Genomic DNA, 17,638 nt, shown 5'->3' on the forward strand with positions numbered 1-17,638 from the left:
AGTTGGGAAGCGGAGTCTCCCGAAGCTAGCTGCTCCGCATGTGCCGCAGCAAGGCCTCGATGTCACCCGGCGCGAGTCCTGCCGCTACGGACGGTTCTTCTTGCAGGTCAGCCAGCTGCTGCACCGTGGGGTCATCGAGAACCCTGCCCATGAACTCCAGCTTCTGATCGAGACGCACCTCAACTACCTCATCGATGGTCCTTCGGGCAGCCAGCACTGTGACCCTGGTCTCCGTGCCCGGTGCGAGACCAAGGCGATGAATCCGATCAAGGCTCTGCAGGAACCGGCCTGCCATGAAGTCACGATCGATGTATAGGGCGTCATGACAGACGTGATGCAGGCTGATTCCCTCGCCCAGTGTTGCCGGGTTGGAGATCAGCACCATGCAGCTTGGATCCTCACGGAACCGCCGTAGCTGCTCGTCGCGGTCCGGCGTGCCGCCGTAGACGACTGCCGGACTGTACTTCTCAAACATCCGCTCCAACGTCGTCAGGCTACGGACGAATGTCGTCCAGACCAGGGTCTTGCGTCCCTGCTGAGCATTCTCCGCCACGATCGCCACCGCCTCTTTGTACTTGGGCGACAGCTCATAATCCGGCAGGTTCTGCAAGAGCGCGTAGAGTGAGCTCCCTTCCGGAACCTCCAGAGGAGGCAACTGATACACCAAAGGGTCGTACCTACTGGCCCCTTCCAGCAGCAGTGCGGGACTCGTAGCTGCCATCAGCAGCCGCAACGCTGTTCTGCCCAGCGAGCTGAGGTCTTCCCGTGCAGCCCCACTGCCCATGCCGCCCATGAGTGAGTTGTAGATCTCACTGTGCAGCTCAGGCATGTCCACATACCGAACCCTCATCCGCACCGGAGGGAGCCCGAGTTCCTGCTTGGTCGTCCGGGTGAACAAGGGCCTCAGAACGGAGCTTGCGTAAGCAAGATCACCCCCAGCAACGGCCTGAGCAACCGTCCGCTGCCCGTGTCCAGGCCAGACGAAGCCCAGCAGGTTCTCCAGGTCCTTCGATCCGTTGGGCGCCGGCGTACCGGTCAGGATCAGCCGTCTCCTTGCCAGTGGGCCAAGCGCCATGCAGGCAGCGCCGTATGTGCCTCGGGCACCGAGCTTCATCCTGTGTGCCTCATCAAGGATGAGCATCGACGGAGCAGCCTTGAGCCAGTTAGCGAGGGTAGGCAGCGAGCGATCCAGCCGTTCGTAGTTGACGATCAGTACTTCAGCCCATTGATCCATCGAGCCGTCGAGAACATGCGTACGCAACGGGTATCTGAAGCAAACGGCGGTTTCATAACGCCAAGACTCGTATGCCGACTTAGGGCAGACCACGAGGACTCGACTCACTTTGCCCTGAGCCTTCTGGGCGGCGTACACCGCAAGGGCAACACGTGTCTTTCCGGCGCCAGGAACACTGAAATTGGCACCGTGCTGGAGCGAGAGGAGCTTGGCGATGTCACGCCGCTGGAATTCGCTCAGCTCCGCCTCCCATGCATCTCCGACCAGTTTCGGCACGTCATCGGGAGTGAGCTCACCCAGCGGCTCACGGCCAACAAGTCTGTCCTTGACGGTGTTCGCGTCTTGCACGACGCCGGCCACTAGATCCCGTAGCTCCGGCGCCCACTCAACGCCTGCGTGATGAGGCCAGCCGCTCAGAACACTGAGGTCCGCCAGCAATTCATCGAGCGCGACTGACGCACTGAGTGGGCCCAGCTGGCCGCCCGTGCGGAAACGGGCGGCCAGCTGCACAAGGTCCTGACGGTACTGATCGGTAGTCCTCAGGACGACCCGGGTGCGTGTCTCGTCGAACCCAAGGTGCAGCGACGTGGTGGTTGCGCTGTCTGTCACTGAGAGCCCTCCGTGGCCACAGCCTCGATCAGCCACGTGACTCCGTCTCCTGGATTGGGCAGACCACGGCCAGCTTGCTGTGCGAGCTTCCGCAGGCTGGCCCGCAGCTTGAGTACGGCCTCATCGAATGCCTCTTCATCCAGGCTCCGGGAAGCACGTGCTTGCACAAGATCCATTACGCACTGGTCGATGTCCGCACACGCATCGGCGAGACGGGCTGGGGCCATTTGCTTGCGCTTGCGCAGACGGGCATTGCGGCCGGCATTCTCAATCGCCTCGTCGAACGCATTCTTGGCGTCGTCGAGCAGTGCCTGGTTCTGCTCCCTGTCGCTGTCGAGCAGCTCCGCTCCGCCGTTCCGCACCGCGGCAGCAGCCCGAAGGATCTGATCATTCAGGAACCGGGCCTCCGCGACGCGAGACGAAGCCGCAGGGACTTCCAGGCCCAACCCCGGAATGGACACCGATTCCGGCTCAGTCGCCTTGGCTCCGCCTTTGGCAAGAGTGGAAGGCAGAGCTTGCCCCAGGTAGCCCTCCTTCAGGAATTCCTCGTCGATGTGGCGGACATCAGTCTTGGAGAAGTCGAGAAGGATCGCGGCCAGTCGCCACTCCTTAAGAATCTCCGCCTGGTCGCGGTCAACGGCCTCCAGCTTCACGTACAGGCGGTGCAGCTCCTTGAGACGTTCCTGGGCGCCCTCCCAGTCGACCAGCCGCAGCGCTACTCCGCCTCCACTCTTGCTGCGGTCAATCAGCTCCTGGATCGTGCTCAGGATCCACCGTTCCTGGTAGTAGGTCTTCACGTGGATCCTGAATTCCTTGGCGATCTGCTCCGGGGTACGCCCCAGCGCAGCCTGCTCCTCCATCGCCAGGAGCCGGTTGATGTACGAGTAGTCGCGACGATGGTCCTTGCGCAGCTGAAGGGACAGTTCGACGGCGTTGATGTCCGCCCAAGAGAACCACTCCGGCAGTACGCCGACACGCATCGACTGCACACCAAGTTCCCGTAGCGCAGCGGCGCGCGTGTTTCCGTTGACAAGTACACCGTGATGAGTGACTAGTCCCGGATCGTTCTGCCCGAACTGGTCCAAGCTCTCCTTCAGCTTGTCAAAGTCCTTGTCCCTCAGGTCCGGATCGGTAGGGGAAGCCTGGAGGAGGGTCCTCAAATAGTCCTGGCTCTCATCACTCCAGGGGTCCCTGTCCAAAGCCTCGTCGCGAGCCGGGTTATGGCTGCGCTGGGCCCGGATCCTGTGCGTTCCTGGGTTGAAGTAGAGCCCGCTGAGCGGGAGGTCGATGACCTCCACGTGAGCCTGCTGCCCGTTCCAGTCGACCGTGACTGTCTCCCTGGTGCCGCCGGCGGCTTTGACCTCCTTGAGCTTCTTCTTGATCAGTTCAGTGAACTCGGCCGCGCGAGGCGGCGGCGGGTACTCCCGCAGCATCCTTCTTCTCCGTCTCGTACTGCGCCTAGTCGTCCATGTCCGAGTCGTCGAGGTCCATCTCCTCGAGCGCCTCAGCGACGGTCTTACGGGAGTCCTCCGGAAGAGCCCGGAGAAGCCCCCAGAGCCTGTCGAGCGGGGTCAAAGTACGCTGGTCAGCGGCGATCCAGCCGGCGAGCGTCTGCCGCTCCATGGAAGACAGAGCCTCCACCATCTCCAGGACGGCTCCCTGGTCAACTACGCGGTCGGCGCCCCCCGCACCGCACCTCTTGCACTCAGTGATGAACTGGTACTCCTCCGCCCCGTCAGGAAGCACAACCTTACGACGGGCAACGTTCAACTGCGCCTGCTCAAGGCTGTCCCCGTACTCTTCGCCAGCCGCAATACCGCAGGTCCGGCAGAGGTAGTTGTCCCCGTGGAGGATCTTCTGACGCTGCGTGGCAGTAAGGCTGTTCTTGTGCTTGGGAGCCTTCGCCTTGCCGGGGATCCACACTTCGGCTCCCCGGGTCACGAACCGCTGCTCCTGCTGCTTCAGGCCAGGGTCCTCACGGCTCGTGTCGATCCGCCAGCCGTAACCTCGCAGGTCCCGAAGCCGCCTGTCGATCTGCGCTACGTCAGGGAATGCCTCGCGCAGCTTGGTCTTCGTGAACGTCTCCCCCTCGCCCACTTCAGCCAACAGCCACAGGGCAGCCCGCGCCATGCTTCCCAGGTTCTTGTCCCGCCACGACGGCAGCGTCATCTATCCCCTCCGGTCATCTTGCAGACATACCGCATCACCACACGCGAAGCACAACAAACAGCGCACACGTGGTTCTGCGCCCCGCTTTCCTCGGGCGGTTCATCCAGTCGACATCACCTCCGAACGAAAGTCCAGGGCCAGAACACTTGCTGGAAGAATCGCAAGAAGCTCAACTCCGGTCGGCTAGTGCACAATTGCGGGACCTGTGCGCGCGCAGCTTGAACCCCTGGAAGGGAATGCCATGAACACGACACAAGGCGGGTCTGCCAGATGGCCTTGGATAGACAAGGTCTTCCGCAGTGACGTTCCGCCGGGCAAGCGAGCCCTGGCAGGAGCCCTTCAAGAACTCTGCCGTCACCTAGTTCCGGACAGATCCCCTGAAAAGCGAGTAACTCAGGCGCTGGCAGCCCACCATTTGGGGTGCAGCGAGAGCTCCCTGTCCAGATTCCTCAGCGGGCAGTCTGTACCGGCTCTAACACTCGTTGAGGACTTCTACAAGAAGGCATGCACCGACGCAGGCGGTGAGGACCGCGTCGGAGTCAGCCTTGATGAGCTGAGGGCGCTGCACAGCGAAGCGGAATCCGAGAGGTGCCTTAGCTGTGTCGAACTCGCGGCACAGGTTGACGCACTCAAGCAGCAACTCCAGGAGACGGAGGCCCAGTGCGCGGCACTAAGGGATGCAGCCACAGAGCGGGACTCGCTGCGTTACGAGGTCACCAACCAGAGGGCAACTATCGCGGAACTCAAGGCAGCCAAGGCCGGCTTGCAAGCACGTTTGGCTGCCCGGGCATCGTCTGCTCCGCTGCCGGTCCCCCGACGGAGGGGGGACCGGCAGCGGATGCAGAACGATGTCGCTGCGGCGCGTCAGCTGGCGAACCGAGTCGGCAGGCTGCACAGGGGCGGCAAGCGCGACGAGGCGTTCGCCCTGCTGCGCCAGACCACGGAAGCGCTCAGTCCACGGGAGACAGCCACGCTTTTGCTCCTGCTCAGGCAGCAGCAAGCCGATCAGCTGGCCGACAACTGGATCCACATCTACGGCCGCGATCAATACGCTCAGGACATCCTGCATGCAGCCCTGACGCTTCATGAACACGGCGCTTTTGATGATGCCGGCGCGCTGCTGCGCGCCGCGCTGATGTAACCGCCGGCGAATCTGCTTCCAGGCTGCGCGCGCTTCGGCGTCGCAGTGCATCTGGGCACGATCGAGGATGCCGTCCGGGTCACGGCCGTCTGCAGCGGTCCAGTGGAGAAGGTCAGCAATCAACTCCACGGCCGATTACTCCAGACACGCAAGCTGGGCTCGGCCATGCGGGCCGCGCCTCCTCGCATGGCCTGGTAGTGCTCCAGCGCTTCGGCCGCACGCTCGGTTCACCGGCAGGTGCCTTCCGCGCGGACGGGGATTTCAAACCGGACAACCTTGCCGACAGCTGTCAGGAGCGTCCCCAGTCCTCTGCCTCCGTCGCCCATAGCGTGCTCATACGCGACTCCAAGCGCACAAGGGGGCCGTCGTCTCGGCGGAGACTAGCTTGGCGTCGCTTTATAGGTACGGTAGCCCAGGGCGGCTTGCCCATCAGCTAGATACCCTGCCCCCATGATTCGCGCAGTCGTCTTCGACGTCGGTGAGTGCCTGGTTGACGAGACCCGGGAGTACAGCACCTGGGCCGACTGGCTGGGCATCCCACGGCACACCTTCCACGCGATGTTCGGCGCCGTCATCGCCCAAGGGCGGGACTACCGGGAGACCTTCCAGGAGTTCCGGCCCGGCTTCGATCTCTACGCGGAACGGGAGAGGCGAGCAGCCGCTGGACAGCCGGAGACCTTCGGGGAAGAGGACCTGTACCCAGACGTGCGTCCAGCGCTGGGGCGGCTGCGTGCCGACGGACTCTGGCTCGGCATCGCCGGGAACCAGACCGTCCGGGCAGGGCGCATCCTGCGGGAACTGTTCTCCGCCGACGTCGACATGATCGGGACGTCGGACGACTGGGGTGCCAGCAAGCCCGACCCCGAGTTCTTCAAGCGAGTCGCCGCGGCCGTGCCCTTCGAGGTGGGCGAGATCCTGTACGTCGGCGATCGGTGTGACAACGACATCCGGCCGGCCCGCGAGGCGGGTATGCACACCGCGCTCGTGCATCGTGGGCCGTGGGCCACCATTCAGTGGAACAGCGCCGAGGCCCGCGAGCTGCCGACCTTCCGTGTCGAGGGCCTCGACGAACTCTTTGATCGCGTGCGGGAGTTCAACGGCTCAGCGCGCTGAGCGTCGTCGACCAGTCGTACAGGCGGTCGTCGAGGCCGCGGACACAGCGCTCGTGCTGGTAGGGAGCCAGAGCGCGGCGGACCTCGCGCACGCGGTCCATGCCGGTGGCGTACCAGGTGATGGCCAGTTGGTCGAGGGCCATGCCCGCGTACTCACATGCCTTCTCCGGATTTCCGGACGCCGCCTCGACGGCAGCCAGGTCGCCGTACACGACCGTGCGCTGCTTCTCCTCGCCAGGAGAAAGGGCCTCCAGTGCCCCGAGTAGTGCGTCGCGGGCCTGTGGGAGGTGGCCGGCGAGCAGTTGGGTGTTGCCCTTGAAAGCCGCGAGTCTGGCCGGGGAGAACCAGTCCATCCACTCCGGTGAGGGATGCTCGTTCCCGTTGTCCAGGATGTCCTCGGCGTGGCCGATCAGGTGCAGCGCGGTGCGGGTGTCGCCGCACCTGGTCTCGCATTCGGCCTCCACGGCGTCCAGCCATGCGAGGAACTCGGCGGAGGCCGGGGCGCGGCGGGCATAGGTGCGTGCCGCGATCATGCGTTCCTGGGCTCCCTCATGGTCGCCCGCCCAGCCAGGGATGAACGCCATGTGCGCGATGATCGCCGAACCCAGGAGAGCGTCGTCGGCCTCCCCCGCGGCTTGAAGGGCCAGGAGGAGTGTGTCGTGCGCGGTGGTCGGCTCCCTGAGGTCGAAGAACTCGATCCGGCCCGCGAGGAGATAGGTCTCCGCCAGTGCGGCAGCGATGGTGCGCCGCGTGCTGTCCGCCGTCTCCGGGAGCAGGGCACAGCCCAGCGTCGCGTGTGCCAGGACGGCAGGGTGCAGTGTGGTCGGTGCGACAGACCAGTAGAGACGACGGTGGGAGCGGGTGACCGCCTCGAAGTCCGCGCCGGCGGTGACTGGTTGTGGGGAGGCGATGGCTCGTTGCGAACCCATCGCCAGGCCAAGGGCGGCCGGGCCGCCGACGACCAGTGTGCGTCGAGTGGGGTTCGACGCCGGGCCGTCGGATCCCCATGGGGGTGTGAAGCCCAGCGACTCCATGCTCTGTCCGAGCAGGTGGACGAGGACGCGCTGGCAGTCCGGTTGAGGCCACGGTGGATTGTCCGACTCCCAGCGGCGGACCTGCCGTACACCAATCGACAGCCCCCGGATCCCCATGCGCCTGGCGTGCTCGGTGAGGGCGTCGGCCAGGTCCTGCTGTGAGTTGAAGCCCGCGGCCACGCGAGCTGCTTTGAGTCGGACGTTGCCTGTGGGCCTTGGCACGGGGCCACCTCCTCCTGTCGACAACTGCTTCAACCCACCCTTCCACAAGAGGTCCGCTCTGGTGCGGGTTCTCCTCCCTAGGGGGTTATCAGAGCCCTCCGCACGTCCGCTTGAAGGCCCTTCGAAGTCCTCGAATGAGAGCGACGATTCGTGGACTCTGTGTGCCGTACCAACCGCGTCGGGCAACGAAGGAGCAGGCTGTGTACACGCAACAGGCCCTGGAAAGAGCGATCGCCGAGTGGCTGGCTCGATCCCATCCGGCGCCGGAGCAGGTCCGCAGGGAGTGGGCGGCACAGGGCGTCGCCCTTCTGCCACTCGGCGGGCGCTTCGCGACGGTGCGCATGCCGTCCGAAGTCGTCCATGCAGCTGTTCGGTCCAAGGACCGGGACGAAGTCGCGGTCGCACTGGGCGAGTTACTGGGAGGGTCGGTCATCCATGACCGTCGGGTGGCGGGTGGAACCTATTACGCCCTGATCGAGGCGCACGCGGGACTCGTGTGGGCGTACGGCGACATCGCGACCTGTCTGGGGCGCGGCACCTACCTGGGTGTGCCGCGCATCGACCGGCAGCAGCCGCCGGGCACGTACTGGGTGGTGCCGCCACGGTACGAGGGCGACTTGTGTGCACCGCGGTCGATCGTCGCCCTGGTCGAAGGCGGCCGGGCCCGACTGGCCGTGGAGGGCGAGGTCTGCTCGTACGGCGTCGAGAGGGAGGGGTGAGCGCGCATGGCGACCGTGACCGCTCAGGTGCCGTGGGCGATGCGGTTGGTGACGGACCGACTGCCGATCAGCCCGCCGTCGTACGCCTCGGTGGTGTTGGACGGGGCCACGCAGACCGCCCTTTACACCGATGCCATCGGCCGTGTGCTGGAGATGGGCAAACACGGCACGTCGAGGACGACCGGTACGGCTTCGGTCTCCGGTGGCGGGGACGGGGAGCAACCGCAGCCGCAGACTCAGGACGACGTGACGACCGACTACGAGTCGGACTGACCATGACGAACACCGTCCTGGTCGTCACCTCACTGGAAGACGTCACCGCCGACAGGGTCATCGTCGCTCTCAACGAGCGTGAGGTTCCCGTGGTACGCGTCGACCCTGCCGACGTCGGGCCCGAGCTGGTCTTCGGGTTCGGTCTCGGGCCGGACGGCCCGGCGTGGGGCGGGCGGCTGCGTACGGCGAGCCGGGAGGTCGAACTCGCGGATGTGGCGGCGGTCTACTGGCGCCGCCCCACCCCCGTATGCCGCCCGGTTCAAGCACCTTTCCCGGCAGGAACGGGATTTCGCGGCCGCCGAGGCGAGGCACGGGCTCGGCGGCGTCCTGCACAGCCTGTCCCAGGCCCGGTACGTCAACCACCCGTCCGCGGTGGCCCGCGCGGACTTCAAGCCGACTCAGCTCAGGAGGTTCGCGGAGCTGGGGTTACGGATTCCACCGACTTTGGTCACCAACTGCGTGGAAGAGGCACGCGAGTTCGCGGCCGGCCACGGGCACGTCGTCTACAAGTCCTTCCGTGGCCTGCCCCGTGGTGAGGACGGCCGAGCCGGGGCAATCTGGGCACAGCGAATCGACCCCGGCACCTTTGATGACGGGCTCACGGTGACCGCGCACCTGTTCCAGGCCGAGATCCCCAAGACCGGCGACGTACGAGTCACCGTGGTCGGCCGGCGGGTCTTCGCTCAGCGGATCACCGCCCCGGACGCCGCTCTGGACTGGCGCCGGGGTGACTGGGACGAACTGGTGCACAGTCCCATCACCGTCCCCTCCGTCATCCAGACGGCACTGCACAGCTACTTGGACTCGTTCGGCCTGGTCTTCGGCTGCTTCGACTTCGCTCTCACCGGAGACGGTGACGATCCCGAGGAGTGGTGGGCGATCGAGTGCAACCCGAACGGGCAGTGGGGCTGGCTCCCCGACGCGCACGCCATCACCGAGGCGTTCGCCGACATCTTGAGCGGACCCGACAACATGAGCGGAAAGGAGGCGGCAGGCCGTGACGATGCCCGCCGATCCCGAGACCGACGCGGCTCGACTGCGTGAGGCCATGGCGAGTGTCCTCGTCGAAGAGGGAGTCCTGGAGGACCCGGCCTGGCGGGCGGCGGTGGAAAGGGTGCCACGGCACCCCTTCGTGCCCGGCTTCTACCTGCCCGCCGACGAGCGCAACGAGCAGGGGCTGACCGTGTGGGAGCCGGTCACCGCCGAGCTCGACTACGGCCGGTGGCTGGCCTCGGCGTACTCGGACACCACACTGATCACGCAGTTCGACGGGAACGAGCCCGACTGGAAACGTCCGGTCGTCCGGCACGGCGGGGCTCCCACCTCGTCCTCCACGCTGCCCTCGCTCGTCGTACGTATGTGGGCCGACGCCGATATCACGGAGGGGCACACGGTATTGGAGATCGGAACCGGGACCGGCTACTCCACCGCACTCGCCTGCGAACGCCTTGGCTCGTCACACGTCACCAGCATCGAAGTCGACCCGCATCGGCTGAGCGCGGCTGCGAACGTCCTGCACGGCTGCGGGTACTTCCCGACAATGGCCGTGGCGGACGGCCTGTACGGGTATTGGCCCGAGGCCTGGTACGACCGCATCGTTGCCGCCTGCTCGTTCCGCGGGGTGCCGCCCGCGCTGCTCGCCCAGACCCGTCCGGGCGGGAAGATCCTGCTGCCCCTGTCGGGCTGGCTCTACGGACACGCCCGAGTCCTGCTCACCGTCGCCGAGGACGGGACGGCCGAGGGAGCCCTGCTGCCCGGCACGATCTCCTTCATGTCCGCCCGGACGCACGCGGCACCGGCGTTCGGCAATCCGGCCGACTGGGCCGCAGGTCTGCCCGAGGAGCCCCGGTCGGTCCGGCACAGCCCCGAACGGATCACGGCTGCGACCGAGGATGCGTTTCACCTGCGCTTCCTCGCTCAAAGCGCGGTGCCGGACGCCCAGCTGGTCACCATCGACGGAGTCATGCACCTCATCGACGTCGTCACCGGCTCTGCGGCCACGCTGACCCCAAACGAGGGAGCCTGGGAGGTTCGCGAAGGTGGCCCGGTGAAGCTGTGGGAGCGGATCGAGGAGGTCCTGGATGCCTTCGACGCTGCCGATCGGCCAGGTCCGCAGACGTTCACGCTCCACGTGTACGACGGCGGGCAGCACTTGCGGCACCCGCGGATGCCCGGTCTGCCGCTGCCCAGCCCCTGACGGAGGGCACGGGCAAGCCGGCACTGGCGTGTCTTGTCGAGTAGCCGAATTGGCGACGCGACCCGGCGCGCACGTCGCCGGATGGCGCCGCCAACGGAACCGCGGCCAGGGAGTGCTGTGCCTCGACGAAGGGCAGCCATGCTCTGGGCCGACCTGGCACGTAGCAACAGCGACTGTCCACCGGCACGGAGGACATCCAGAACGAGGTGATCGACTGGTACCAACAGACGCGGCACGGTAAGGCGTACGTCCCGGCCATGATCTGGGGCACGCTCAAGACCGAGGCATCCGCGACCGTAATCCTTCGCCGGGTTGTCGAGTTCCTAGGTGTCCCGGGTGACGTGCCGGCGGGTGTAGCCAAGCGGATGGAGCGCCGGCGCGTCTGTGCGAGGGCGAGCATCACTACGACGTGATTCTCGGGGAACAAGCGCTGTACACCAACGTCGGAGGGCCGGAGGTGATACGCGGTCAGCTGGAACGCCTCCTGCGCGATGTCGACCTTCCGTCGCTCACCCTCGGCGTGCTCCCTGCCACCGCTGAGGTGGACATAGTCCCTATGCCCAGCTTCAACATGTACGACGGTGGCCGGGCGCATTACGACCTCGTCTCCACCGGCGTGGACATCACGGACCCGGGCGAACTCGCCCTGCACACCTACTGGATGTCGCCGCGTGATGTCGCCGACGACAGCGCGCCTGAGCTGCGGCACCAGCGCGACACCACGCGAAGATCATCAGTAAGCATTCGCCGCCCTAAGTAACGCCGCCTGTTACGGGAACACCGCCAAGAGTCTGATCACCAAGGCGCTGGAGTCCTGGCGCACGACTGACGCCAACCGGCTCTGCTGAGGGCGTCAGCCCAGCTCCAACGTCGCCAACGCCTGCGCGAAATCCGGCTCGACGCCGGGCTGACGACGTTGGCGTTGGCCACGCTTGCAGGCTGGCACGAATCCAAGTGCCCTCGGTACGAGAGCGGGGCTCGTAGTCCCTCTGAGGCTGGCTCTGTCCATGAGAAGGGACAGCACTTCCACAGCAGTACGGCAGGCATCCGGGCGCTGCGGCGGGATCGGATTGTTCACGAGTTCCGACAGCACGACCCGAGGGAGATGCCCCGGCGAGCGACCCTGAAGGCGTGGCCCGCATTCGCCTCTGTGCCTCCTGCGGGGCCCGGCTGCCGAGGAGCGCGTCGGCCAGGCGCCGGTAATGGGTCCCGGAGCCCTAGGCCTGTCTCCTCGATCACGATCAGGGCCCCCGATGCATCGGCGCTGGCCGACTGCGGACCACGTTGCCCTCAAGGCTGAGTTGATCAGTGCCGATGGGGAGGCAGGCGGTGGCAACACCGGGCCGCCTGGCCGTGCGCCGGTCGCCCGGCGTCGAGTGCTCCGTCAGCTGCCGGAGCGAGCGATGATCAAAAAGATCGCCAGGCCGATGGCCACCCCTACCGCCGTCGCGACCACCGCCACCCCGATGCTCCCGGAGTACCCATAGGCGGCCCACCCGCCGAGGAGGCTCATCGGCAGTGCGATCGCTGCGGCGAAGCTGGCCTCTTTGACGGACACTGACGACTGGTCTTGCTTCTTCTGCGACATCGGGACTCCTCACACTCCGTTTCCGTACGGTTCGGGAACGCTGGTTCCCTCGCGGCGAGCGGCCTTCATCGGTGCGCGGTGGTCGCTTCGCGTCATCGTCGGCGGCGCGGAACCCAGCGGAAGCGCAGGGCGACAAGGACGCAGGCCGCTGCGGTCCAGGCGCAGCTGGCGAGCGCGGCCGCGCCGAGGTCGCCGACTGCCGCCGAGCCTTCGTAACCCGCCGCGGCAGCGTCGAGCGCGGAACCGAAGGGCAGGAAGGACGCCAGTGTGCGGACCCAGTCGGGTGAGGGGTCCAGTGGGAAGAACCCCCCGGACAGCATCAGCAGTGGAAGCGCCACGGCGTTGGCGATGGGTCCGGCCGCGTTCTCCCCGGGGATCACCACGGTCAGGGCGAGGCCCAGGGCGCTGCCCGTCAGCAGGAACAGCAGTACGGCAGCCGCGACCGTCAGGGGCTGTTTCGGGACTACCCCGTGGACGGCGGCGGCGTACACGCCGAGGAGGACGACTCCGCCGAGCGACAGCACGCCGGAAGCGGTGACCCGGCTTCCGAGCAGCGCCGAACGGTTGACCGGCAGCAGTTGGAGCCGCTTGAGCAGGCCGTACTCCCGTAGATACACCAGCGTGATCGCGATGTTGGTCAGGGTGCCGCTGATGACGGCGATGGCCATCGTGGCCGGGGCGTAGTAGAGGGCCGCTTCGTCCCCGTCGGCGCCGATCAGCGTGAAGGTGATGAGGAAGATGAGGGGCAGCCCGAGCGAGAAGAAGGCCGCTGCGGGATTGCGGACCTGCGCCAGGAGATCGTAGGGAAGCTGGCGGACGAAGGTGCGTACGATACCGGGCACTCGGCCGGTATCGGGGCCCCCGCCACGGCGGGTACCGGTTCGGATGTCGGGGCTCATCGGTGGGCCACCTTCAGGTTGTTCAGCAGTTCCAGGTAGATGTCTTCGAAGGTGGGTGTGCGCACCGTCACGTCCACCAGGGTGAAGTCCTCCTGGGCCGCCGCCGCAGACAGTCGCCGCATGTCCCCCATGGGGTCCTCGGTCACCACGGTCCAGCGACCGGTCGTCTCGTCATACTGGGCGTCGCCCAGCGCGTCCGGCCGGGTCCGCTGCGCCAACTCTGGTGCGAGGAAGGAGATACGGGTGGGCAGCCCGCCGCCTTCGCGCAGCTCGGCGATGGTTCCCTCGCGCTGCACCCGCCCTCGTACCAGGATCACCACCCGGTCCGCGAGGGCCTCCACCTCCTCCAGGAGATGGGTCGTCAGGAGCATTGACGTCCCCTCGGCGCGCAGGGAGCGCAGGACATCCCAGAGACCGCGGCGCGCCTGGGCGTCGAGCCCTGTCGTCGGCTCGTCGAGGAAGACCAGCTCGGGCCGGCCGGCAAGTGCCAGGGCGATGTCGAGGCGCCTGCGCTCCCCGCCGGACAGCTTCGAGACCCGCCGGCCCCACAGATCCTCCAGCCCCACCGCGGACAGCAGTTCCTCCGCCGACGTCGGGTCGGGGTAGTAGGAGCGGGTCATCTCGGTGTACTCGCCCACCGTCAGCTCGGTCTCGATACGGCAGTCCTGCAGCACCGCGCCGATGCGCCCACGCCACCAGCCAGGAGCCCGCCAGGGATCTCGGCCCAGCACCTCGATCCGTCCGCTCTGCGGACGCTGGAAGCCCTCCAGACACTCGACGAGCGAGGTCTTGCCGGCGCCGTTCGGGCCCAGCAGCGCCACCACCTGTCCCCTGGCCACCGTCAGCGAGACATCGGACAGCACGGTGACGCCTGCCGACGACAGGCCGACGTCGTCCGCGCGCACCACCGTTTCGTGGGAAGCCCATTCCTCCGCCATGCCGACCAGACTGGCCTGGAGCCGCAGCTCGTCGGCACCGACGCACGGTTGAGGCCCCCTCCACCGATCGGTGGAGGCGCAGGCGGCCTCCGCGCGGATAATGGCCGGACATGGCCGTACCACCGGACGGGTGTGCCTTCACAGGTGTGCCGCCACGAGCCAGAGGGGTGAGGAGCGTCAGTGACAGGGGCGTCCGGCACATCGTCGTCATCGGTCGGGCCGGATGTGTGGCAGTTCCGCCCTGCTCTGTGGGCCGTGCTGTGGGTGTGCTCCGCTGCCCTGTCCGCCGGCGCTCTGGCGGCCTTCCCGCCCTCCAGTGCGGTGCGTACTTGTGTGGCCGCCGCCGTTCTGGCGACGGCGCTGGTGTGGCACGCGCTTCTGGCTCGGTGCCTGGTGAGGGGCGGTCCAGGAAACGAGGAGCCCGGGGCCGAACGCGCGGCCGTCGTCCTGATCGCTCTGTGGTGTGCCGCTCTGGTGACGGCACCCGTCGTCTGGCTGGGTACCGCGCCCGTGTCGCTGCTGCTGTACTCGACGGCCCGCAAGAAGGTCGCCCACGCGGGCTCGGCGCTCTTCGCGGTCTGCGGGGGTACGGCCATCCTGCTCTCCGCGCCCGGGCTCGCGGTGGGCCCCCGGCTGGTGCTGGCCCTCGCCGCCGCCGGATACAGCCACGCTCTGGGCTGGTGGATCGCCCGTATCGTGGTCGAGTCCCACGAACGCAAGGAGCTGCTGGACCAGTTGGAGCGGGCGCAGGAAGCGCTGGTGGAGGCCGGGCACCGCAACGGGGTTCTGGCGGAGCGGCAGCGCCTGGCACGGGAGATCCACGACACGCTCACGCAGGGGTTCAGCAGCATCCGCATGCTGCTGGAGGCCGCCGAGGCCGAGTGGGGCACCAACCCCGAGAAGGCCCTGCATCACATCCGGCTGGCCCACGGCACCGCAGAGGACAACCACCGGCAGGCCCGGGCCCTGGTGATGGAGGGCGTGACGGAGGGCCTGGAGTCGACACTGCAGCTGGCGCTCGAACGTCTCGTGGAGGGCTCTTGGGGGTACGAGGCCCGCTTCCGGGTGCGCGGCGCACCGCGGCCGTTGCCCACCCGGCAGGAGGTGACTCTCCTGCGGGCCGCTCAGGAGTGCATCGCCAACATACGCAAGCACGCCCGGGCCGCCGCGGTCGAGCTCACTTTGGACTACCGTCCCGGCCAGGTGGTCCTGACCGTCGAGGACGACGGTATGGGCTTCGACGAGGCTGCGCTGTCCGGCAGCGGTGTGGGCATCACCGGGATGCGGGACCGGATTGCCGAGGCGGGAGGAGAGGTACGGCTGTGCACCAGCCCAGGACGGGGAACGACGGTGACGGTGAGCTTGCCCGACCGATCCGGGTGATCGTGGCGGATGACCACACCGTAGTTCGCCAGGGGATCGTGGCCCTGCTGTCGTTGGAGTCCGGCATCGAGGTCGTGGCGCAGGCCGAGGACGGCTCCTCCGCGGTGAGCGCCACGACGGCGCTGCGCCCCGACGTCGTCCTGATGGATCTGCGGATGCCCGGTGGCGGTGGAATCGCCGCGACCCGACGGATCTGTTCGCTGCTGCCGGAGTGCCGCGTCGTGGTGCTGACGACGTACGACAACGACCAGTCCATCGTCGGGGCTATCGAGGCCGGAGCCATCGGGTATCTGCTGAAATCGACCTCCACGGCGGAGCTCGTGACCGCGGTTCGCTCGGCTGCGGCGGGACGATCCGTCATCACGCCCGCCGTCTCCTTGCAGATGGCGCGACGGCGCACCGGCGCACCGGCATCGCCGCTGACACCGCGCGAACACGAGATCCTCGTCCTCGTGGCGCAGGGACGGACCAACGCCCGTATCGCCCGCCACCTCGGCATCGGGGAGGCCACGGTGAAGACGCATCTGCTCAGCGCCTTCCGCAAACTCGGAGTATCGGACCGTACTGGCGCGGTCATGGCAGCGCTGTCGTCCGGAGTGCTCACGCTGCCGGAGTGAGTCAGCGGCCGCCGTGGACGGCCGGCCGGTCCACGGCGGGAGGCGGCCCGGCCGTACGGGCCTTGGTGCGCCGTACTGGAGGCCTGGTCCCGCCTACCGGATCGCTGCCACGGTGGCCATGGAGTCCGCCCACCAGTACGTGCAGTCGGCGGGCGGCTCAAGACCGGCGACGACACCGACGCTGAAACTGCTGAAGTGGCGTAGCAGGGCCCGCTGATGGCGGCGGCTGAGCGAGTCGATCTCCATGGTGTAGTAGCTCAATGTGCCGCCGGGGCCCAGGTGGTCTGCAGCCGCCGGGAGGAAGTGTTCGACATAGGCGGCATCGCGGACGACGTACTGCTCGTACTCGCGCTCGTCGGCGGGATAAGTGTCGAAGAGGATGCCGTCGAATGTCCCGAGCGAGTCGATGACGTCCTGCCAGCGGCCCTCGACGACATGCGTCCGGGTCGGCCGGCGGTCGGCCCAGGCCCGTGCAGCACGTGCCACCTCGGGATTTGCCTCGATGATGGTGTGCGAGGCGACACCCTCGTCTTGAAGGATGGAGGCGGAGATCCCCATGCCGAAGCCCACTTCGAGGACATGGCCGTGGGACGACGCGGCAAGTCTGCTCAGTTCGGCCATCAGGGGGCGCTCCCAGCTCTGCATGACCTGCTGTCCCGCGATCAGCAGCTGGCTGTCGTCGCGGTGCGCGGCTCCCGAAAGGTCCCCGGCCATCCCGGGCCGTCGGCCGCCGGCCACTCCGCGCTCCGCTACCGCATGCAGGGTCTCGAAGTCGTCGGTCGCGTCGTCGAGGAGGCGGCGTATGACAAAGTCCCGCAGATCCGGGTGAAGCCGGGCCAGATAGCCGGGGCTGGTCCGGGTTATCTTGAGCTCGATCAGGCCGGGCCGCAGGCCCGTGACTGCGGAGTGCGGCCACACGGTGGATGTCTCGGTCACTGGCGCATCCTCACCTCTCGGGAACGGCGGTACGGTCGTGCGGCGCGGCGGCGCCTGTGTCATGCGATGCCCGGTGGCCGACCGCCTGCAGCACAGGATTGCCGCAGGAAGCGCGGATGCCCGCCGACCCGGCCCGGCGTGGACGACCGGACCGGGCCGGCGGACGGAGGCGAATCAGCCGGTGCAGCAGCAGGTGCAGGTGCTGGACGAGCTGCAGCGCGCGGCCGTCGGCTCGAAGTAGCTCGACTCCTCGCCGTGGAAGGACAGCTCGACCGCTTCCACGCTCTCGGCCATCTCCAGGATGTCGCTCATGATTTCCCCCTCAACTGGGTCGGGATCGTCGGCAGGAACTGCCGTGACAGCAGCATCGTTTGTGCCGCCGACCGGGCTCAAGGGGGACCCGCGGATGATTGTCGGTGTCCCCCAGCGGGAGGACACCGTGCTCCGCGTCGCCCCGCAGACCCGGTCATCCTCGCCGGACACAGCTGTCTCGAGTTCTTCGTACCTCATCCGGAGGCGTACCGGCGTAGCCCCGGATGAAGCCGATGTCGTCTGGTCGGCGGACAC

General features: G+C 67.2%; 18 protein-coding genes. 9 read left to right on the forward strand and 9 right to left on the reverse strand.

What is annotated here, in order from left to right; genetic code table 11:
* Positions 1-25: 25 nt before the first annotated feature.
* The 3 genes from ACYVMZ_RS05470 to ACYVMZ_RS05480 are packed head-to-tail and all read right to left on the reverse strand — an operon-like array spanning position 26 to position 4,012.
* Complete coding sequence (locus ACYVMZ_RS05470; RefSeq protein WP_461075960.1) at positions 26-1,843, reverse strand: DEAD/DEAH box helicase; 1,818 nt, start codon at positions 1,841-1,843, stop codon at positions 26-28.
* Positions 1,840-3,276, reverse strand: a complete 1,437-nt coding sequence (locus tag ACYVMZ_RS05475) for a ParB N-terminal domain-containing protein (protein ID WP_461075962.1) — start codon at positions 3,274-3,276, stop codon at positions 1,840-1,842. Before ACYVMZ_RS05475 ends, ACYVMZ_RS05470 begins: the two co-directional genes overlap by 4 nt.
* 25 nt (positions 3,277-3,301) lie before the next feature.
* A complete protein-coding gene (locus ACYVMZ_RS05480) occupies positions 3,302-4,012 on the reverse strand; it encodes a hypothetical protein (protein WP_461075964.1) in 711 nt (236 codons plus the stop codon).
* Positions 4,013-4,850: 838 nt separating this feature from the next.
* Between ACYVMZ_RS05480 and ACYVMZ_RS05485 the strand changes: the two genes are divergently transcribed.
* Together ACYVMZ_RS05485 and ACYVMZ_RS05490 are read left to right on the forward strand one after the other, a co-directional pair.
* Entirely contained in the window at positions 4,851-5,153 is a 303-nt protein-coding gene (locus ACYVMZ_RS05485) for a hypothetical protein (protein ID WP_461075966.1), read from the forward strand.
* Positions 5,154-5,603: 450 nt separating this feature from the next.
* Positions 5,604-6,266 carry an HAD family hydrolase gene (locus ACYVMZ_RS05490; RefSeq protein ID WP_461075968.1) on the forward strand — a complete coding sequence of 221 codons (663 nt, stop codon included), beginning with the start codon at positions 5,604-5,606 and terminating at the stop codon, positions 6,264-6,266.
* Here ACYVMZ_RS05490 and ACYVMZ_RS05495 read toward each other — a convergent pair.
* Entirely contained in the window at positions 6,247-7,521 is a 1,275-nt protein-coding gene (locus ACYVMZ_RS05495; protein ID WP_461075970.1) for a transcriptional regulator, read from the reverse strand. The genes ACYVMZ_RS05490 and ACYVMZ_RS05495 overlap by 20 nt on opposite strands.
* A 200-nt stretch (positions 7,522-7,721) precedes the next feature.
* On the opposite strand from ACYVMZ_RS05495, the gene ACYVMZ_RS05500 reads away from it, so the two are divergent.
* The 5 genes from ACYVMZ_RS05500 (at position 7,722) to ACYVMZ_RS05520 (ending at position 11,470) form a co-directional block, all read left to right on the forward strand.
* A complete protein-coding gene (locus tag ACYVMZ_RS05500; protein ID WP_461075972.1) occupies positions 7,722-8,240 on the forward strand; it encodes a hypothetical protein in 519 nt (172 codons plus the stop codon).
* A 39-nt stretch (positions 8,241-8,279) separates the two neighbouring features.
* The gene (locus ACYVMZ_RS05505) at positions 8,280-8,513 is read left to right on the forward strand and encodes a putative ATP-grasp-modified RiPP (protein WP_461076361.1); all 234 of its coding nucleotides are present in this window, start codon (positions 8,280-8,282) and stop codon (positions 8,511-8,513) included.
* 210 nt (positions 8,514-8,723) lie between these two features.
* A complete protein-coding gene (locus ACYVMZ_RS05510) occupies positions 8,724-9,557 on the forward strand; it encodes an ATP-grasp ribosomal peptide maturase (protein ID WP_461075974.1) in 834 nt (277 codons plus the stop codon).
* Positions 9,511-10,710: an ATP-grasp peptide maturase system methyltransferase gene (tgmC, locus tag ACYVMZ_RS05515; protein WP_461075976.1), complete on the forward strand. Its 1,200-nt coding sequence runs from the start codon at positions 9,511-9,513 to the stop codon at positions 10,708-10,710. Before ACYVMZ_RS05510 ends, tgmC begins: the two co-directional genes overlap by 47 nt.
* A gap of 409 nt (positions 10,711-11,119) precedes the next feature.
* Positions 11,120-11,470 carry a Scr1 family TA system antitoxin-like transcriptional regulator gene (locus ACYVMZ_RS05520; RefSeq protein WP_461075978.1) on the forward strand — a complete coding sequence of 117 codons (351 nt, stop codon included), beginning with the start codon at positions 11,120-11,122 and terminating at the stop codon, positions 11,468-11,470.
* 624 nt (positions 11,471-12,094) lie between these two features.
* Here the strand turns inward: ACYVMZ_RS05520 and ACYVMZ_RS05525 are convergent.
* The 3 genes from ACYVMZ_RS05525 to ACYVMZ_RS05535 all read right to left on the reverse strand — a co-directional run bounded on the left by ACYVMZ_RS05525 (position 12,095) and on the right by ACYVMZ_RS05535 (position 14,135).
* Positions 12,095-12,298, reverse strand: a complete 204-nt coding sequence (locus tag ACYVMZ_RS05525; protein ID WP_461075980.1) for a hypothetical protein — start codon at positions 12,296-12,298, stop codon at positions 12,095-12,097.
* Between the two features lie 92 nt (positions 12,299-12,390).
* Entirely contained in the window at positions 12,391-13,140 is a 750-nt protein-coding gene (locus ACYVMZ_RS05530) for an ABC transporter permease (protein ID WP_461075982.1), read from the reverse strand.
* Between the two features lie 53 nt (positions 13,141-13,193).
* Entirely contained in the window at positions 13,194-14,135 is a 942-nt protein-coding gene (locus ACYVMZ_RS05535) for an ABC transporter ATP-binding protein (protein ID WP_461075984.1), read from the reverse strand.
* Between the two features lie 333 nt (positions 14,136-14,468).
* Between ACYVMZ_RS05535 and ACYVMZ_RS05540 the strand changes: the two genes are divergently transcribed.
* Positions 14,469-15,518, forward strand: coding sequence for a sensor histidine kinase (locus ACYVMZ_RS05540; protein ID WP_461075986.1), 1,050 nt, complete (start codon positions 14,469-14,471; stop codon positions 15,516-15,518).
* Between the two features lie 2 nt (positions 15,519-15,520).
* Complete coding sequence (locus ACYVMZ_RS05545; RefSeq protein WP_461075988.1) at positions 15,521-16,135, forward strand: response regulator; 615 nt, start codon at positions 15,521-15,523, stop codon at positions 16,133-16,135.
* Between the two features lie 93 nt (positions 16,136-16,228).
* Here ACYVMZ_RS05545 and ACYVMZ_RS05550 read toward each other — a convergent pair whose 3' ends face one another.
* Both ACYVMZ_RS05550 and ACYVMZ_RS05555 read right to left on the reverse strand, forming a co-directional pair.
* Positions 16,229-17,071, reverse strand: a complete 843-nt coding sequence (locus tag ACYVMZ_RS05550) for an O-methyltransferase (RefSeq protein ID WP_461075990.1) — start codon at positions 17,069-17,071, stop codon at positions 16,229-16,231.
* A 174-nt stretch (positions 17,072-17,245) separates the two neighbouring features.
* Positions 17,246-17,383, reverse strand: coding sequence for a hypothetical protein (locus ACYVMZ_RS05555; RefSeq protein WP_461075992.1), 138 nt, complete (start codon positions 17,381-17,383; stop codon positions 17,246-17,248).
* Positions 17,384-17,638: the final 255 nt, after the last annotated feature.

It is taken from the genome of Streptomyces deserti (genome assembly GCF_054782695.1).